Source organism: Flavobacterium collinsii (assembly GCF_946903285.1).
Lineage (GTDB): Bacteria > Bacteroidota > Bacteroidia > Flavobacteriales > Flavobacteriaceae > Flavobacterium > Flavobacterium collinsii.
The window spans coordinates 164711-179315 of the sequence record NZ_OX336425.1 but is presented as its reverse complement, the minus strand read 5'-3'; the positions used below and the strand labels follow the sequence as shown (position 1 = coordinate 179315).

At 35.7% G+C, this 14605-nt stretch carries 12 protein-coding genes; 3 read left to right on the top strand and 9 right to left on the bottom strand.

The features are described 5' to 3' along the window. Nucleotide 1: 1 nt before the first annotated feature. The 3 genes from OGZ34_RS00855 to OGZ34_RS00845 all read right to left on the bottom strand — a co-directional run bounded on the left by OGZ34_RS00855 (nt 2) and on the right by OGZ34_RS00845 (nt 2742). A complete protein-coding gene (locus tag OGZ34_RS00855; RefSeq protein ID WP_173965223.1) occupies nt 2-1747 on the bottom strand; it encodes a PspC domain-containing protein in 1746 nt (581 codons plus the stop codon). Nucleotides 1748-1750: 3 nt separating this feature from the next. Further along, on the bottom strand, nt 1751-2083 hold the full coding sequence (locus OGZ34_RS00850; protein WP_017498072.1) for a PadR family transcriptional regulator: 333 nt from the start codon (nt 2081-2083) through the stop codon (nt 1751-1753). Between the two features lie 179 nt (nt 2084-2262). Further along, complete coding sequence (locus OGZ34_RS00845) at nt 2263-2742, bottom strand: DUF4870 domain-containing protein (RefSeq protein WP_263361874.1); 480 nt, start codon at nt 2740-2742, stop codon at nt 2263-2265. 232 nt (nt 2743-2974) lie between these two features. On the opposite strand from OGZ34_RS00845, the gene OGZ34_RS00840 reads away from it, so the two are divergent. Continuing rightward, nucleotides 2975-3427 carry a DUF4442 domain-containing protein gene (locus OGZ34_RS00840; protein ID WP_263361873.1) on the top strand — a complete coding sequence of 151 codons (453 nt, stop codon included), beginning with the start codon at nt 2975-2977 and terminating at the stop codon, nt 3425-3427. 546 nt (nt 3428-3973) lie between these two features. On the opposite strand, the gene OGZ34_RS00835 is transcribed toward OGZ34_RS00840, so the two are convergent. From OGZ34_RS00835 to OGZ34_RS00810, 6 genes are all read right to left on the bottom strand, one after another. Next, nucleotides 3974-4153 (bottom strand): hypothetical protein, encoded by a 180-nt coding sequence (locus OGZ34_RS00835; protein ID WP_263361872.1) that lies wholly within the window; start codon nt 4151-4153, stop codon nt 3974-3976. Nucleotides 4154-4309: 156 nt separating this feature from the next. Further along, entirely contained in the window at nt 4310-6547 is a 2238-nt protein-coding gene (locus tag OGZ34_RS00830; protein ID WP_263361871.1) for a multicopper oxidase family protein, read from the bottom strand. A gap of 313 nt (nt 6548-6860) precedes the next feature. Beyond that, complete coding sequence (locus tag OGZ34_RS00825; protein ID WP_263361870.1) at nt 6861-7421, bottom strand: helix-turn-helix domain-containing protein; 561 nt, start codon at nt 7419-7421, stop codon at nt 6861-6863. A gap of 2 nt (nt 7422-7423) precedes the next feature. Continuing rightward, a complete protein-coding gene (locus OGZ34_RS00820) occupies nt 7424-7954 on the bottom strand; it encodes a DUF3347 domain-containing protein (protein WP_263361869.1) in 531 nt (176 codons plus the stop codon). Between the two features lie 163 nt (nt 7955-8117). Then, nucleotides 8118-8504 carry a hypothetical protein gene (locus OGZ34_RS00815; protein ID WP_263361868.1) on the bottom strand — a complete coding sequence of 129 codons (387 nt, stop codon included), beginning with the start codon at nt 8502-8504 and terminating at the stop codon, nt 8118-8120. Nucleotides 8505-8574: 70 nt separating this feature from the next. Then, nucleotides 8575-9408 (bottom strand): AraC family transcriptional regulator, encoded by an 834-nt coding sequence (locus tag OGZ34_RS00810; RefSeq protein WP_263361867.1) that lies wholly within the window; start codon nt 9406-9408, stop codon nt 8575-8577. A gap of 102 nt (nt 9409-9510) precedes the next feature. On the opposite strand from OGZ34_RS00810, the gene OGZ34_RS00805 reads away from it, so the two are divergent. Together OGZ34_RS00805 and OGZ34_RS00800 are read left to right on the top strand one after the other, a co-directional pair. Then, nucleotides 9511-10677: an MFS transporter gene (locus tag OGZ34_RS00805; protein ID WP_263361866.1), complete on the top strand. Its 1167-nt coding sequence runs from the start codon at nt 9511-9513 to the stop codon at nt 10675-10677. 694 nt (nt 10678-11371) lie between these two features. Further along, a complete protein-coding gene (locus OGZ34_RS00800) occupies nt 11372-14602 on the top strand; it encodes a SusC/RagA family TonB-linked outer membrane protein (RefSeq protein ID WP_263361865.1) in 3231 nt (1076 codons plus the stop codon). Nucleotides 14603-14605 lie beyond the last annotated feature (3 nt).

Here is a 14605-nt window from a genome sequence, read left to right as displayed (position 1 = left end):
CCTAGTTGATTTTGATTATAACTCCGTTTTTATCAGTGGTTAATTTTCCTTTGGTTTTTTTTCCGTTTAAAATTTCTTTTCCATTTACTTTAATGGAAACTTCGTTTACGGTGTCGTTTTCAATGTTGTTTTCTTCACTGTCATTTTCATAGTTATTTTCGTAGTCATTCTCGTAATCATTTTCATCTGCTGGACAGTCAAGGCATTTGATTTTAGACCCTTCTACTTTATAGCTGTAGTTACCGCTAAAATGTAAGTTGAAAAAATCATTCTCAGAATCGTCATAATCTTGTACAGATGCATCTGGTTTGAATAGCTGTCCTTCAGGTAAGTACAGGTATACATCCACTTCCTGTCCTCTGAATTTGTTTTTTACATCTGTCAGAAAATAATTATCTAAAATTAAGCGATTTCCGTTAATCTGAAATTTGTAATTGATCTTTTCTGCTCTTTGTTTGGCATTGATAAACGAGTTGCCTCTGGCTGTTTTTTCAATTTGAATGTAAGGTGCAGCCTCATCTGTATGTAAAACATGCAAGCGAACATCGTTGGAATAGATTAACTGATTATTGGCTGAGTCCTGTACAAATTCAAAATCACTATGGTGGTTCAGGTCTTTTGCATAATAATCGTTGTATCTGAATTTTACATAAAGCGTGTCTTTTGCTGTAATGTTGATTGCTTTCTTCTCTACCATTTTATTGTCATAAGAAAGCTCAGTTGCCTGTTTGATTCCAATGCTGATTGCGATAGCAACTGCAATAATCCAAATCGCTAACAAAGTATATTTAGTAATATTTCCAATAGACTTTAGGTTTGGCGATAACAATTTGAAACCTAAAAGTGTCAGGAAGAAAAATGGAATTCCAACAGCAAAGAACATTAATAAACCAAATGACCAAAGCGGATAATCAGTGAAGTTTCCGGCATCTACAAAATTTTGCCATGGAAAATCAACAAAAACGTTGGTTCCTAAAGTGAAAACACCAATCAGTAACATGATTAAAACACTGATTCCTGACATAATTAAAATCACTCCTAAGAATTTAGCGAATATTTTAAAAACCGTCATGACAAAGTCTCCAAATGAACTACTTATTCTCTCAGCTCCCGACTTTACCTGGTTTCCCATCGCGTCATAATCTGCATTTTTGAATTTATCAGATAAGTTTTCAATTTCTTCGCGAACTTTTTTTTCGATGTTCGAAATAGTTACCGGTTCGCCTGTCATTTCTAGTTTTTCTGAGGTAGTAATCGCTTCCGGAGTTACAATCCAAAGAACAAAGTAAGCTAAGATTCCTGTTCCAAAACCTGCGAAAACAAATATTAAGAAAATGATCTTGATCCAAACGGCATCAATTCCAAAATAGTGTCCTAAACCGGTTGCTACACCACCAATCATACCTTTTTCTTTGTCACGGTATAATTTTTTGTGTTTTCTTGCTCCGTAGTCGCTAAAAGACTGGTTTGTTTTTTCTTCGTCTTCAAGGATATAATCTTCAGGTTGTCCCATAACGGTAATCACCTCATCAACGTCTTTCAGTCCTACAACATGTTTGTCGCTTTTTTGTTTCTCAATTAATAATTCAGAAATACGCATTTCGATATCTTTAATAATTTCATCCTGTCCGGAAGAGTTGGTAAGAGATCGTTTTATAGCGTCAAAATAGCGTGTCAGTTTTAAATATGCGTCTTCATCGATGTGAAAAACCATACCGCCTAAGTTAATATTTACTGTTTTGTTCATGACTTATTGATTTTGATTGGTGATTAGTTTTACGGCGTCAGACAATTCTGTCCAGGTACCGCTAAGTTCGTTTAAAAATGTTTGTCCTATTTCGGTTAATCCATAATATTTTCTTGGTGGTCCTGATGTAGATTCTTCCCATCGATAATTAAGCAAACCGTCGTTTTTCAGCCTAGTCAAAAGTGGATAAACTGTTCCCTCAACAACTAGTAATTTTGCGTTTTTTAAAGTGTCTAGTATTTCTGAGGTATATGCGTCTTTTTCTTTTAGTACTGATAAGATGCAAAACTCAAGAACACCTTTGCGCATCTGTGCTTTTGTGTTTTCAATGTTCATAATTTCATTTTGTTTTTTTTAGATTGAACAATTCGTTTTTTGATTGATGATGATTGATTGATGATTGAGTTGCCGGTTTGCCCTTCCGGCTCGGGTGATTGATGATTGATGATTGATTTCGAAACTTTTCTGATGATGGTCAATTAAAGTTTCGACTATAACTTTTAACTTTTAGCCTCTTACTTTATAAAAGGAATCGTTAACGGATACTTGTATAATTCTCCGTTTGACGCTTTTATTGAAGCATAAATCACTAAAAAGAATTCAACAAATTTTAATACTCCAAAAAGTAAAACTGCTGTTGCTCCGATGCTTATTAAGGCAATGTTTCCATTAAAGTCAAAATTTCTGATGATGAAATCTTCGTCGTTAAAAACAGCTTCCATTGGAAGATTCTGTAAAAAAACGGTGATGAAAATCGGAACTGCAATTAGAGCCAGAATTAACGTATAAAGCAAAAGGCTCAATTGAAAATTTAAAGCTTGCTTTCCGTGATGATTTACATATTCTGATTTGTCTTTGTAACTCGTCCAGATCAATATTGGGAAAATATAATTCCCAAACGGAATGATGTACTGACTTAATGTGCTTAAATGTGTGAACGTTGCAGTGTTCTTTTCTGAGGTTGTTTCCATGATGAGTGGTGTTGTTGTTTCCATGATTAAAAGTATATAGTAATTTCTTATGCAAATATATATCTAAAAGACAGTATCTTGTTTTGCATAGTACCAAATATTAACAAAATATTAACAAGATTAAAATTTTAAAGATCACTATAATGGACTGAAAACCATTCGGAATACCTGATTTTATTGGTAATCCAGGAAAGTATTTTAAATTTATTGTGCACGCATAGTTTTTTTGTATTTTTACATAAAAAAAATAAATACCATGGCATTATCCGTTTCTAAACTTAATAAATTTGTATTATTCAAACTACCATCGGCCTACATTTGTGGTGTGCGTGTAAAGGCAATCGACAAAGACAGATGTGTGGTAAGTGTCAAACACCGATGGATCAACCAAAATCCTTTTAACTCGATGTATTTTGCCGTTCAGGCAATGGCAGCGGAACTAACTACCGGAGCACTAGTGATCTCTCAGATTCAACAAAGCGGAAAAAAGATTTCGATGTTAGTCGCAAACAATAAAGGAAACTTTACCAAAAAGGCGACAGGAAGAATAACATTTGTTTGTAATGACGGACACTTAATAGCCGATGCAATAAAAAGGACAATCGAAACAGGTGAGGGGCAAACCTTCTGGATGAAATCGATTGGAACGGATGAGAGTGGTACTCAGGTTTCTGAAATGGATTTTGAGTGGAGTGTTCGAATTAAATAGTTTTTTCATCAGGATCCGGCCTAAGGGAACGGGCGAAGTGATTTCACGGACTATTTTTTGCTAAATGCTCAGGTATCTGGAGTTTACATTAATAACCTTTAATAAAGTTTCGAACTTTGTTAAGGCTTGTGAAAACAGGCATTCTTGTCCCGAATTAGTATAAAATTTAAAGCCAAATGCTGAATATCTGATTTAGTTTGTGACGATTGCTTCTTCCGTTCCCTTTGGTTGGGTCCTGCTAAGAAATAAAAAGGGGCTGTCCGAAAAGTATGAACTTCCTCTTATTATGTTATTGTTTAAAATCTCTACTTTAGTTCGACGCGGATAAAACAGATTTTTTTCCTCATTTAAAAGTTTTTTTAATTTTTGAATCCGTTTTTATCAGTGTCTTCGCGATAGCGAATCTGTCAAATCAGTGTTGAATTAAGACGTATAATTTTTGCCGACCAAATAAACTGCTTTTGGATTATAATTCAATCTAAATTATTTATAAAAACAAGGCTGTCCGTACTTTTCGGACAGCCTCTTTGTTGAAACAAGTTTCGTTTATTTTTTAACGCAACATGATTTTTTATCTTTTTTTGCATCGTCTTTTTTCGCAGTATCTGTTTTTTTACAGCAAGATTCTTTTTTCTCTTTTTCTTTTTTAGGAGCAGGCTTAGTGTCTTGCGCCTGAATACCAATTGTAAATAAAGCAAGAGCTAAAACGGTAAATAATTTTTTCATTTTTTGTTTAATTTAAGGTTTTGTAATTTTGTTTTCTAATTGAAGATAGTGGTTCAAATATAAAAAGAGTTTCCTGTGTTAACTCTTACAGTTTAGTTAATGTTTTTGTAATAAATTGTTTTTTTAGTTACAGATTAAAGTAAAAACACAATTTAGTTAATAGTTCAGATTTACTCCAAAACCAACTCCCATATCACTGTCATAATGTGTAGTGATTCCAAAGTTTCTTCCGGCGATATATTTTAACCCTGCCATATATTCCTTATCTGTATTCCACATCAAATTCATGCGCAGACGCCTGGAAAGAGGGATGTCTTTTCGTTCAAACTGTATTCGCACATTTCCATCTGTATAGACTTCGACCTGTGCTTTTACCAGCATAGGTAAGGTGTACTCGATACCGGCACTCAGAACCGAACGATTGTCTTTGGTGTTTTTTTGTCCAAATAAATTCTGTTCCTGTTCGTCCATTCCCATTCTTCTGTAGCGCCAGTCAAAACCAATAAAAGGCATAAACCATTGCATTTTGCCAATGTAGCGGCCAATATGTGTCTCCGTTTCATAACCGTGTTTGTCGTTGTAACCCAATCTCCATTCGGTACCAATGCTCCAGCGCGTGTTGCCAAACATAGCTTCTCCGTCGTTTCCATTGGAGGCAAAATCATTTTCAGCCATAAAATGAAACATGCGGTCGTCCATCTTTAACATCTTATAAGCCATTTTAGGATCGTGTATTAACGGATTCGGTGCTGAATTTTCATAAGTAAAAACCCGACCCATTCCAGCCATCATGTGATACAATATATGGCAATGAAAAAACCAGTCTCCGTCGGCATTGGCCTGAAATTCGATCGTGTCGGTCTCCATCGGCATAATGTCAATCACATTCTTTAGCGGTGAATACTCGCCATGTTCATTCAGAATTCTGAAATCGTGCCCGTGTAAGTGCATGGGATGGCGCATCATCGATCCGTTGTACAATACAACTCGAACATTTTCTCCTTTTTTAATTAAGATCTTATCGGTTTCAGAAACCACTTTGTTGTCTAAACTCCATACATAACGGTTCATGTTTCCGGATAACTCGAAGCGAAGCTCTTTTACCGGAGCGTCTTTGGGCAGTGTTGTTGGGGTTGGCGATTTCAGCATCCCGTAATTGAGTGTCGTAATTCCGGCAACTTCCGTTGTATCGGCAGCCATGTCCATGACTTCCATATTGTGCTTGGAATGATCTTCCATCTTTTCAGCTTCACCTCCTCCGGTAATTTCTGGATACATAACGGCATTCATATCCATCTTATTCAAAGACATTTTCATACCCATATCGTTCATCTCACCGTTCATTTTCATCATGTCATTCATCATTTTCATCCCTTCAAAATATTTTAATTTCGGAAGATGGGCAACAGACTGTTTGGCTCCTTCGCCTAAAAATAAAGAAGCTGATCCGGTTCGGTCTTCGGCTGTAGCCAGAAAAGCAAAAGATTTTTTGTCTTCGGGAATGGTAACCACAACATCATAGGTTTCAGAAACTGCAATAATTAATCGATCGACTTCTACCGGCTCAACATCGTTTCCGTCACTGGCCACAACAGTTATTTTTCCGCCTCCATAGGTCAGCCAGAAATAACTCGAGGCACCACCGTTGGCAATTCTCAGTCTGACTTTGTCGCCAGCTTTAAATTGCGAAAGCTGCTGTTCGTTTTTGCCGTTAATTAGAAATTTTTCGTAATAAACGTCACTGACGTCCATGGCATTCATACGTTTCCATTCGTTGGTTATTTTTGTTGAAAACTGTCCTTGTTTAATAGCTTCTGCATAACTTTGGGTAGTTCCTTTTTTTATGGCAAACCAATCGTTTGCATTGTGCAGCATTCGTTGTACATTTTCTGGTTTCAAATCTGTCCATTCACTTAAAATAACAGGGACCGTTGGTAAATCGTCGATTCCTTTTCTAATGGTTGTATCGTCTTTCTTTTTGTTGATGATAAAAAGTCCGTACAAACCAATTTGTTCCTGCAATCCTGAATGACTGTGGTACCAATACGTTCCGTTTTGAATAATAGGAAAGCTGTATTTGTGCGTTGTTCCCGGTTTTATAGGCATTTGCGTTAAATAGGGAACGCCGTCTTCCTTATTCGGAAGGAACAATCCGTGCCAGTGCAGGGCGGTGTTCTCTTTTTTTAAATCGTTATGGACGTAAATCTCCGCAACATCACCTTCTGTAAAAGTTAGCGTTGGCATCGGAATTTGTCCGTTAACAGTAAGGGCTCGTTTTTCTTTTCCGGAAAAGTTCACAATAGTATCACGAACATGTAAATCATAACGAACTACTTTTTGCGCTTTTGCACTAAAAGCTATTAAAAAGACGAGTATAATAGTATGTAGTCTCATGCTAATTTTTTAAAGATTTAGATTTTGTACTCACACAACATTCCTGAAATGAAATAGTGAAGAGTCATTGTATCAATAGTTTAATTATTACAATGCAAATCTCCGAAGTAACAATTACTTTGGGTTGTACAATTTTGAGAATGATTTGTAAGATTTGGGAAGTCTGGTTTTTATAGCAAATACTTAAAAGGCTTTCATAATCTCAAAAAGAAGTTAAGTCGCAGCGTTTTTCTTTTGGGACCAATAGTAAAACTTCTGGTTCTCTGAAATAAGAAAAACTTAGCGCCTCTGCGTCTTTGCGAGAAATAAAATCTTATAAATTCTCAATCTGAATGCGTTTTTTATCCTTCAATTGTTTAAAGCTGGTAGGGGTAAAGCCTGTGATTTTCTTGAATTGATTGCTCAAATGCGCGACGTTGCTATAGTTTAGCGTATCTGCAATTTGACTCAATGACAATTCGTTGTAAATGAGTAACTCCTTTACCTTTTCTATTTTTTGGCTGATAAAGTACTTTTCAATAGTAGTGTTTTCAAGTTCCGAGAATAAATTGCTTAGTGTGCTGTAATCCTGATTGAGATTTTTGATTAAGTAATCAGACATAGTAACTTTAAGGTCGTTGTTTTTATGATGCACCAGATCCACGATGAGGTTTTTTACTTTCTCAACAGTTTTACTTTTTTTGTCATCGATAAAATCAAAACCCAGCGCTTGTAAATTTTTAAGCAGTATTTCTTTTTGACTTTTAGAAATGGAGTCCTGTAGTTCAACTTCGCCTAATTCAACAGCAATAGGGTGAAGTCCGAGTTTTTCAAACTCAGACTTCACAACCATTTTACAACGTCCACACACCATGTTTTTGATGTAGAGTTTCATATTTACTTGATCGTTTCTACCACATTTCCACACGTTAGCATTGACGAACCGTAATAAGGGTTTTTGATTGCTTTTTCCTTGCTTAACCAGTCTGCATCAGCCATTGGACAATATTGTTTGTATACAGCCTGATCTGATTTTGAAACTTTAAGAAGTTCGTAAGTGTTTTTTGAAAGTGATTTGAAAGTTTCGCGCTGTTTTTTAAGATCTGTTGTAGCCGAAATATTCTTAGCATCAGCAGTTATTTTTTTCAGGACTTTCATCCAGGCGTTGTGTTCGTCACCTTTCAATTGGTCCATTTTTACAGCTGTAATGGCAGTCAGTAAATCTTTGGCTTTCGCCGAAGTTAGTTTGGCATCACTTTTAATTAAGGCATCCTTCACGGTAAAATAAGCATCATAAACCGTTTGTAACTGACTTGAAGCCGTAACTTCTACTGTTGTTGTTTCTCTTTTTATTGAAGTGGCCAGGATAATATTAGCAGAGAAAGCTACTAAGATTACTACTACTATAGTTGAAATTGATTTTTTCATTTTATAAGATTTTAGTAGAGGATTAAATTTCCTCTAAGTTAAATAATTTAAGATTGTTATTGCATATTAGGGCCTCAAAAATGGATTGAGACACAGAGAGTAATTTTTCTGTAAGTCCTAAAACGTTCGCTATAAAACGCAATTAGGGCCGTCAGAAATGCAATTATTTTATTTTTGGGGGTGCCCAGATAGAAGTAAAACCATCAGAAATACTGATGTTTTTGTAATAAGGAGTGGTTTTCTCAACGGAGAAATTAAATCTATTTTGTTTGAATTCAAACTCATTCATTGCAATTATGCTGAACTGAAGTCCGGAAGTTGTGCAGCCGGAATGATCGCATTTTCGACTACAGCCGTGCGAATCATTTTTGGAGCTGTCCTCTTTTTTACAGCAGTTTTTTTCGCTAGTATCCGATACCTCTTTTTTAGAAACGGCTTTCTTTTCACAAGTAGTTTTTTTAGTAGTTTTTCCACAGGCATAACTTGCATTTGACATCAGTAAGAAGCCAAAGGTTAAGAATAGGAATACTATGTGAACTTTTCTTGTCAACGAAAATAATTTAGAAATACAAATTTAGGTATTTTTTTTTACCGTGAAGTTTTTTTTAAGATTTCAATGACTACAGTTTTTTATAATCGGTAGGTTTCATGTTTTTCCTTTTCTTAAAATAATTGGAAAGGTGGCTTTCATCAGTAAAACCAAACTCGTGGGCAATTTGTTTAATGGGCAATTGATTGTTGTGAATTCGTTTTTCGATTAAAGTGGTTCTCAGATTATGAATGTAATCGCGATAGCTGATTGCAAAAGTCCTTTTAAAATAGGCACTGAAATAGGTTTGGGCGATATTAAAATGATCGGCTATAACCTTAATCTGAACCAGTTTTGGATGGTAAATGTTCTGATGGATGTAAGTTGTAATTTGTTCGTTATCGATAGGGGCCGGTTTCAATTGCAGGTTCATGCAACGGATGGTTTCTTTAATCAAACCAAAAATGGAAAGAATTTGATAAAAGACTATAGGCGAACTCGAAACATCGGCTTTGCAATTGTAGGCTGTAATGTTTTCGATGGTATTTTTTAAAATGGTCTTGCAGGGATCGTCTAATTTTAAAAGGATCTCCTTTAATAATTTATTCCGCATAAAATCCTCGGGTGTATTGAGCAGTAAATCGTCGCAGAAAAGATTCTTGTTGGAATCGAAATAATTGTCAGTAAACTTGATGTACACAAAACGAGTCCTTTTTTTAATCTCAAAATAATGTTCGTCTTCGGGAGAAATGACAAACAAATCTCCCGATTTATAAGGAAGTAAGTTGTGGTTGAGGTGGTGAATCCCGTTTCCCTTCTTGATGTAAATAATTTCATAATAGGTGTGGGTGTGCGGAACATGAGGAAATACATCATCTTCAAATTCATGAATCACAAGCTTTTCAAACTGATTAAATTTCGGCATAACTTAAATTTACAAGTTTATGTCACAAATGTACAACTTATTTTAGGGTTAACGGTGTTAAATTTGCAGCATAGAAACACTATCCGTTTCTAATCTAAACAAATGAAAAAAAGTCTTATTGCACTCTCGTTAGGAGGTTTAACAATCGGTATTACCGAATTTGTGATGATGGGTTTGTTGCCTGATATTGCCTCAGATATGAAAGTCTCCATTCCGGTTGCCGGATATTTAATTTCTGCTTATGCACTGGGTGTTGTCATTGGTGCTCCGCTATTGGTAATCCTGGGAAGAAATTTAGCACCCAAAAAAATGCTTTTGATATTAGCTTTGATGCTAACTGTTTTTAATGCGCTTTCGATTATTGCGCCTACCTATAACTTTTTATTCGCTTCCAGATTTCTCTCCGGACTACCGCACGGTGCCTTTTTTGGAGTTGGAGCGGTAGTCGCGAGCCGTTTGGCTGATAAGGGCAAAGAAGCTCAGGCAATTGCGATTATGTTTTCGGGTTTAACTTTAGCCAATTTAATTGGAGTACCTATTGGTACTTATATAGGACATAATTTTATCTGGCGTTATACATTTGTTTTAATTGCTGCGGTAGGTTTGCTCACCTTTTTGTTTATCTCTTTGTGGATGCCCAATCTGGAAAAAAGCGGGAATGTAAATATGAAAACCCAATTGCTGTTTTTTAAGAAAACAGAAGCCTGGCTGATTATTGGAATTACAGCCATTGGATTTGGCGGTCTCTTTGCCTGGATTAGTTATATCGCACCTTTGCTGACCAATGTTTCTAAGTTTGAAGCAGAGGATGTATCGTACATTTTGATTCTGGCTGGTTTAGGAATGGTAGTAGGAAATTTTGCCGGAGGGAAACTGGCTGATAAATATTCTCCTGCACCTACCGTATTGGCTTTGCTTTTTGTGATGGCAATTGATTTAATTCTGGTGTATTTTTTCTCTTTCAATCAATACGTGTCCTTATTTCTGACCTTTTTAACAGGAGCCATTTCTTTTTCGGTGATCGCTCCAATTCAGATGCTAATGATCAAAACGGCTAAGGGTGCTGAGATGATTGCTTCGGCAGCACTTCAGGGAAGCTTTAATATTGGAAATGCTTTGGGAGCCTTTTTAGGAGGTTTGCCTTTGTCTGCAGGATACAGTTATGCTTCTCCAAATTTAATTGGTCTGGGTATGGCGCTAAGTGGAATGGTAATTACTTTTGCCCTAATGCAAAAACATAAAGAGAATTTACAGCTCCAAAAAGCTTAATTATTCTTCATGCTTTTTTAGAGTAGTTTGATCTGAGTTTTTTAAAAGGTATTCTAGTATAAAAAAAGAGTCTTTGAACTTTCTGGTTCAAAGACTCTTTTTTTATCTCTTATTTTACTTTTAATCCATCCAGAGCATCGTAGTGGTATGCTGTATTTATATTTTGTAAGAATCGGATTTCGTTGTAGGCGGAATATTGCTTCCCGAGTATTAAAATCCGTTTTTGTTGAGCAGTTTCTTGGAGTATTTTTTTGACAAGTAGCTCATCGCTGAATGTAAAAACGAAACTTAATAATATGATAACGAGTTGTCGTGTAATCGATTGTTTTTTTTATGAAATCGTAACAATTATTGAAAAAATAAAAATATATTTAATATTTATACAGAGATTAAATTGCACATGTCACATAAAAAAGCAATTATATTTTTCATATTTTATTTATTTTAGGAAATTTTTAGGAATTTTAATTTTTTATGTCAAAAAAATATTTAAGTTTGTGTAATCGATTACAAATTTTTTAAATGTTAAAAAAATGCGTTATTTGAAAGGTCAAAAACAGCTCGAAATAGAGGCTGTTGAAAAAGAAAATAGGCTTTGATAATCAGTAAAAAAGGAGTAGCGTGATAAAAACTAAATAACCACTTAGAATAAACAATTAATAACTTAAACAATTAATAACTTAAACAATTAACCATGAATTTTAAAGATTTATTTAACAAAGGAGCAAATTGTTGCTTTGCAGTTGTTTTCTTATTGTGCTTACTGGCAAGCAATCAAATGAATGCTCAGAGTATTACACTTGAAGGAACCGTTAAAGACGCTGCAGGACTCACATTGCCAGGTGTTAATATTTTAGAGAAAGGAACAAAAAACGGAACTTCTTCAGATTTTGACGGACGTTACAAATTAAAACTTAGCAATCCCAAAGCGATAGTAACGTATTCTTTTATAGGTTTTAAAACCAAAGAAATCAATGTTGCCGGAAAAGCGAAAGTAGACATTGTTCTAACCGAAGATTCAAATGCTTTAAATGAGGTTGTTGTAGTGGGTTATGGAACAGTTAAGAAATCAGATTTGACAGGAGCAGTTTCTTCCATTTCAGGAAATGATTTGAAGAAAGTTCCGGTTTCTAATATAGCCGAAGCTTTAACAGGTAGAATCGCCGGAGTTCAGGTTACTTCGAGCGAGGGTTCACCGGATGCTGATATTAAAATCAGAATTCGTGGTGGCGGGTCTCTAACACAAGATGCTTCGCCTTTAATTATAGTGGATGGTTTTCCGGTAAACAGCATGAGCGATATTGCTGCTTCTAATGTGGAATCGATGACCGTATTGAAAGATGCTTCTTCTACGGCAATCTATGGATCCAGAGGAGCAAACGGGGTTATTATTATTACGACAAAAACAGGTAAAGACGGAAAAATGGCGGTGAGCTATAATATGTTCTATGGTATGAAAACCATGGCTAAAGAAATTGATGTTCTTCCGGTGGATGATTTTGTGAAATGGCAATACGAATATGCTTTATTGGATCAAACAGATAAGACTATTATGACCAATCCAAGTTCTTATACGAAGTATTTTGGCAATTGGCAGGATCGTGATTTGTACAACGGATTAAAAGGTACCGATTGGCAAAAGCAGATTTATGGCCGTCGTGGTGAAGTAAACAGCCGTGATTTAGGAATTCGCGGAGGGAATGAAAAACTGAGCTATAACTTTAATTACGCATACTACGATGAGAAAGCTATTATGGTGGGTTCGAATTTTAAAAGAAACAACCTTTCATTGGCGTTAAAAAATAAAGCAAGTGATAAAATTGATCTTGGTTTTACAGTACGTTACTCGGATACAAATGTGAATGGTGGAGGTGCGAACGATCAAAATCAGGCCTCATCGCTTGATAGCCGTTTGCGTCATAGTGTGGGTTATGCGCCAATTCCGATGCCGGGATTAACTACAGATAATGATGATCAGTCTGTGAACAGCTATCTGGTAAATCCATTTTTAGCGGTAACGGATAATGACCGTCAGCAGACCAGAAAAAATTACAATTTATTAGGAAGCTTTGGGTGGAAACTAACTAAAGATTTAAAATTTCAAAGTGATTTAGGATTGGATAATTCCAATTATTCCGATTATCGTTTTTATGGTTCTTCTACTTACTTCTCAAGCACGGCTAAAATTGGAGCTGGAAAACCGGGTATGGTGATGAGCGATCGTAAAGATGTCCGTTTTAGAAATGCGAATACCTTAAATTATGATTTCAAAAATATTCTTGGAGAAAACCATCATTTGACAGGACTCTTGGGAGAAGAAATGATTACTACGACTTCAAACAAAGTAACAACAACAATGCTAAATTATCCTAAATTCTTTGATTTGGATCAGGCTAAGAAATTAACCACTCAGGGAACTCCTTTTTCAGTTGATAATTTTTACAGCCCTGATGATAAATTATTGTCGTTTTTTGGACGTTTAAATTACGATTACAAAGATCGTTATCTTTTAACGGCTTCTTTTCGTGCCGATGGTTCCAGTAGGTTTTTAGGAAACAACCGCTGGGGATATTTCCCGGCAGCAGCAGCAGCATGGAAAATTTCTGAAGAAAATTTTCTAAAAAATGCTTCTTGGCTGAGTCTTCTTAAATTAAGACTGAGTTATGGTGAAGCAGGGAATAATAATATTCCAGTTGGTCAAACGGTTCAGAGTTATCTGTCCAGTACAAATTCTTTTATAAATGGGTTTGACAGCTATTGGTCTCCATCAAGCGTTTTAGCTAATCCGGATTTGAAGTGGGAAACTACCGTAACGCAAAATATTGGTTTTGATTTTGGATTTTTTAAAAATCGTTTAAACGGGACTTTTGATGTGTATAAAAATGTAACGCAGGACTTATTGATTGAATTTCCAGTTGGTGGTACAGGGTATAAAACGCAGTTTAGAAATATGGGGGAAACGCAAAATTCTGGTTTTGAAGCGACCTTGAATTTTATAGCTATCGAAAAGAAGAATTTTGGTTTAAGTTTTTCTGTGAATGTTGGGTTTAATAAAAATAAAATTAATTCTCTTGGTGTAATGGACAATTTTGTACAAAATACCAACTGGGCATCTACGGATGTTGGAAGCGATTATGCGGTAAATGTTGGTTCTCCAATAGGCCTAATGTACGGCTACCAAAATGACGGGCGCTACGAAGTTTCAGACTTTGATTATGTGGGGGGCAAATACACTTTAAAAGCAGGTGTTGCCGATGCCAGTAGCCTTCTAGGAGCTTTACAGCCGGGAATGATGAAGTTGAAAAATGCAGATGGCTCTGCCGACAATAAAGTTACTGCATCCGATCAAAAAGTGATTGGAAATTCTAATCCTAAAAACACAGGAGGTTTAATCATTAATGCAAATGCTTATGGTTTTGATCTTTCTGCTGCTTTCAACTGGAGTGTTGGAAATGATATTTACAACGCCAATAAAGCTGAGTTTTCAACTTCAAATAGAAATGGGCAGTACAAAAATTTAAGTACTGAAATGGCTGATGGTAAAAGATGGACAAATTTAGATCCAACTTCTGGACAATTGATAACAGATCCTACGGTTTTAGAGGCGTTGAATGCCAACACCACAATGTGGTCTCCTTACATGCAGAAATTTATGTTTACGGACTGGGCAGTAGAAGATGGCTCCTTCCTTAGGCTGAATACTTTGATTTTAGGGTATAGTACACCACAAGCTTTAACGTCTAAGCTAGGCGTAAGTAAGTTAAGGTTCTACTTTACGGCAACTAATGTGTTTGTAATTACAAATTATTCTGGCCCGGATCCTGAAGTGTCAACAAAAAGAAGCAATCCGTTAACACCGGGAGTTGATTATTCAGCTTATCCGCGTAGCAGACAGTTGGTTTTTGGTTTAAACCTTAATTTCTAATTT

Coding starts and splice junctions, on each gene's coding strand:
- OGZ34_RS00855 (WP_173965223.1), bottom strand. CDS start 1,747: ATGAACAAAACAGTAAATATTAACTTAGGCGGTATGGTTTTTCACATC.
- OGZ34_RS00850 (WP_017498072.1), bottom strand. CDS start 2,083: ATGAACATTGAAAACACAAAAGCACAGATGCGCAAAGGTGTTCTTGAG.
- OGZ34_RS00845 (WP_263361874.1), bottom strand. CDS start 2,742: ATGGAAACAACAACACCACTCATCATGGAAACAACCTCAGAAAAGAAC.
- OGZ34_RS00840 (WP_263361873.1), top strand. CDS start 2,975: ATGGCATTATCCGTTTCTAAACTTAATAAATTTGTATTATTCAAACTA.
- OGZ34_RS00835 (WP_263361872.1), bottom strand. CDS start 4,153: ATGAAAAAATTATTTACCGTTTTAGCTCTTGCTTTATTTACAATTGGT.
- OGZ34_RS00830 (WP_263361871.1), bottom strand. CDS start 6,547: ATGAGACTACATACTATTATACTCGTCTTTTTAATAGCTTTTAGTGCA.
- OGZ34_RS00825 (WP_263361870.1), bottom strand. CDS start 7,421: ATGAAACTCTACATCAAAAACATGGTGTGTGGACGTTGTAAAATGGTT.
- OGZ34_RS00820 (WP_263361869.1), bottom strand. CDS start 7,954: ATGAAAAAATCAATTTCAACTATAGTAGTAGTAATCTTAGTAGCTTTC.
- OGZ34_RS00810 (WP_263361867.1), bottom strand. CDS start 9,408: ATGCCGAAATTTAATCAGTTTGAAAAGCTTGTGATTCATGAATTTGAA.
- OGZ34_RS00805 (WP_263361866.1), top strand. CDS start 9,511: ATGAAAAAAAGTCTTATTGCACTCTCGTTAGGAGGTTTAACAATCGGT.
- OGZ34_RS00800 (WP_263361865.1), top strand. CDS start 11,372: ATGAATTTTAAAGATTTATTTAACAAAGGAGCAAATTGTTGCTTTGCA.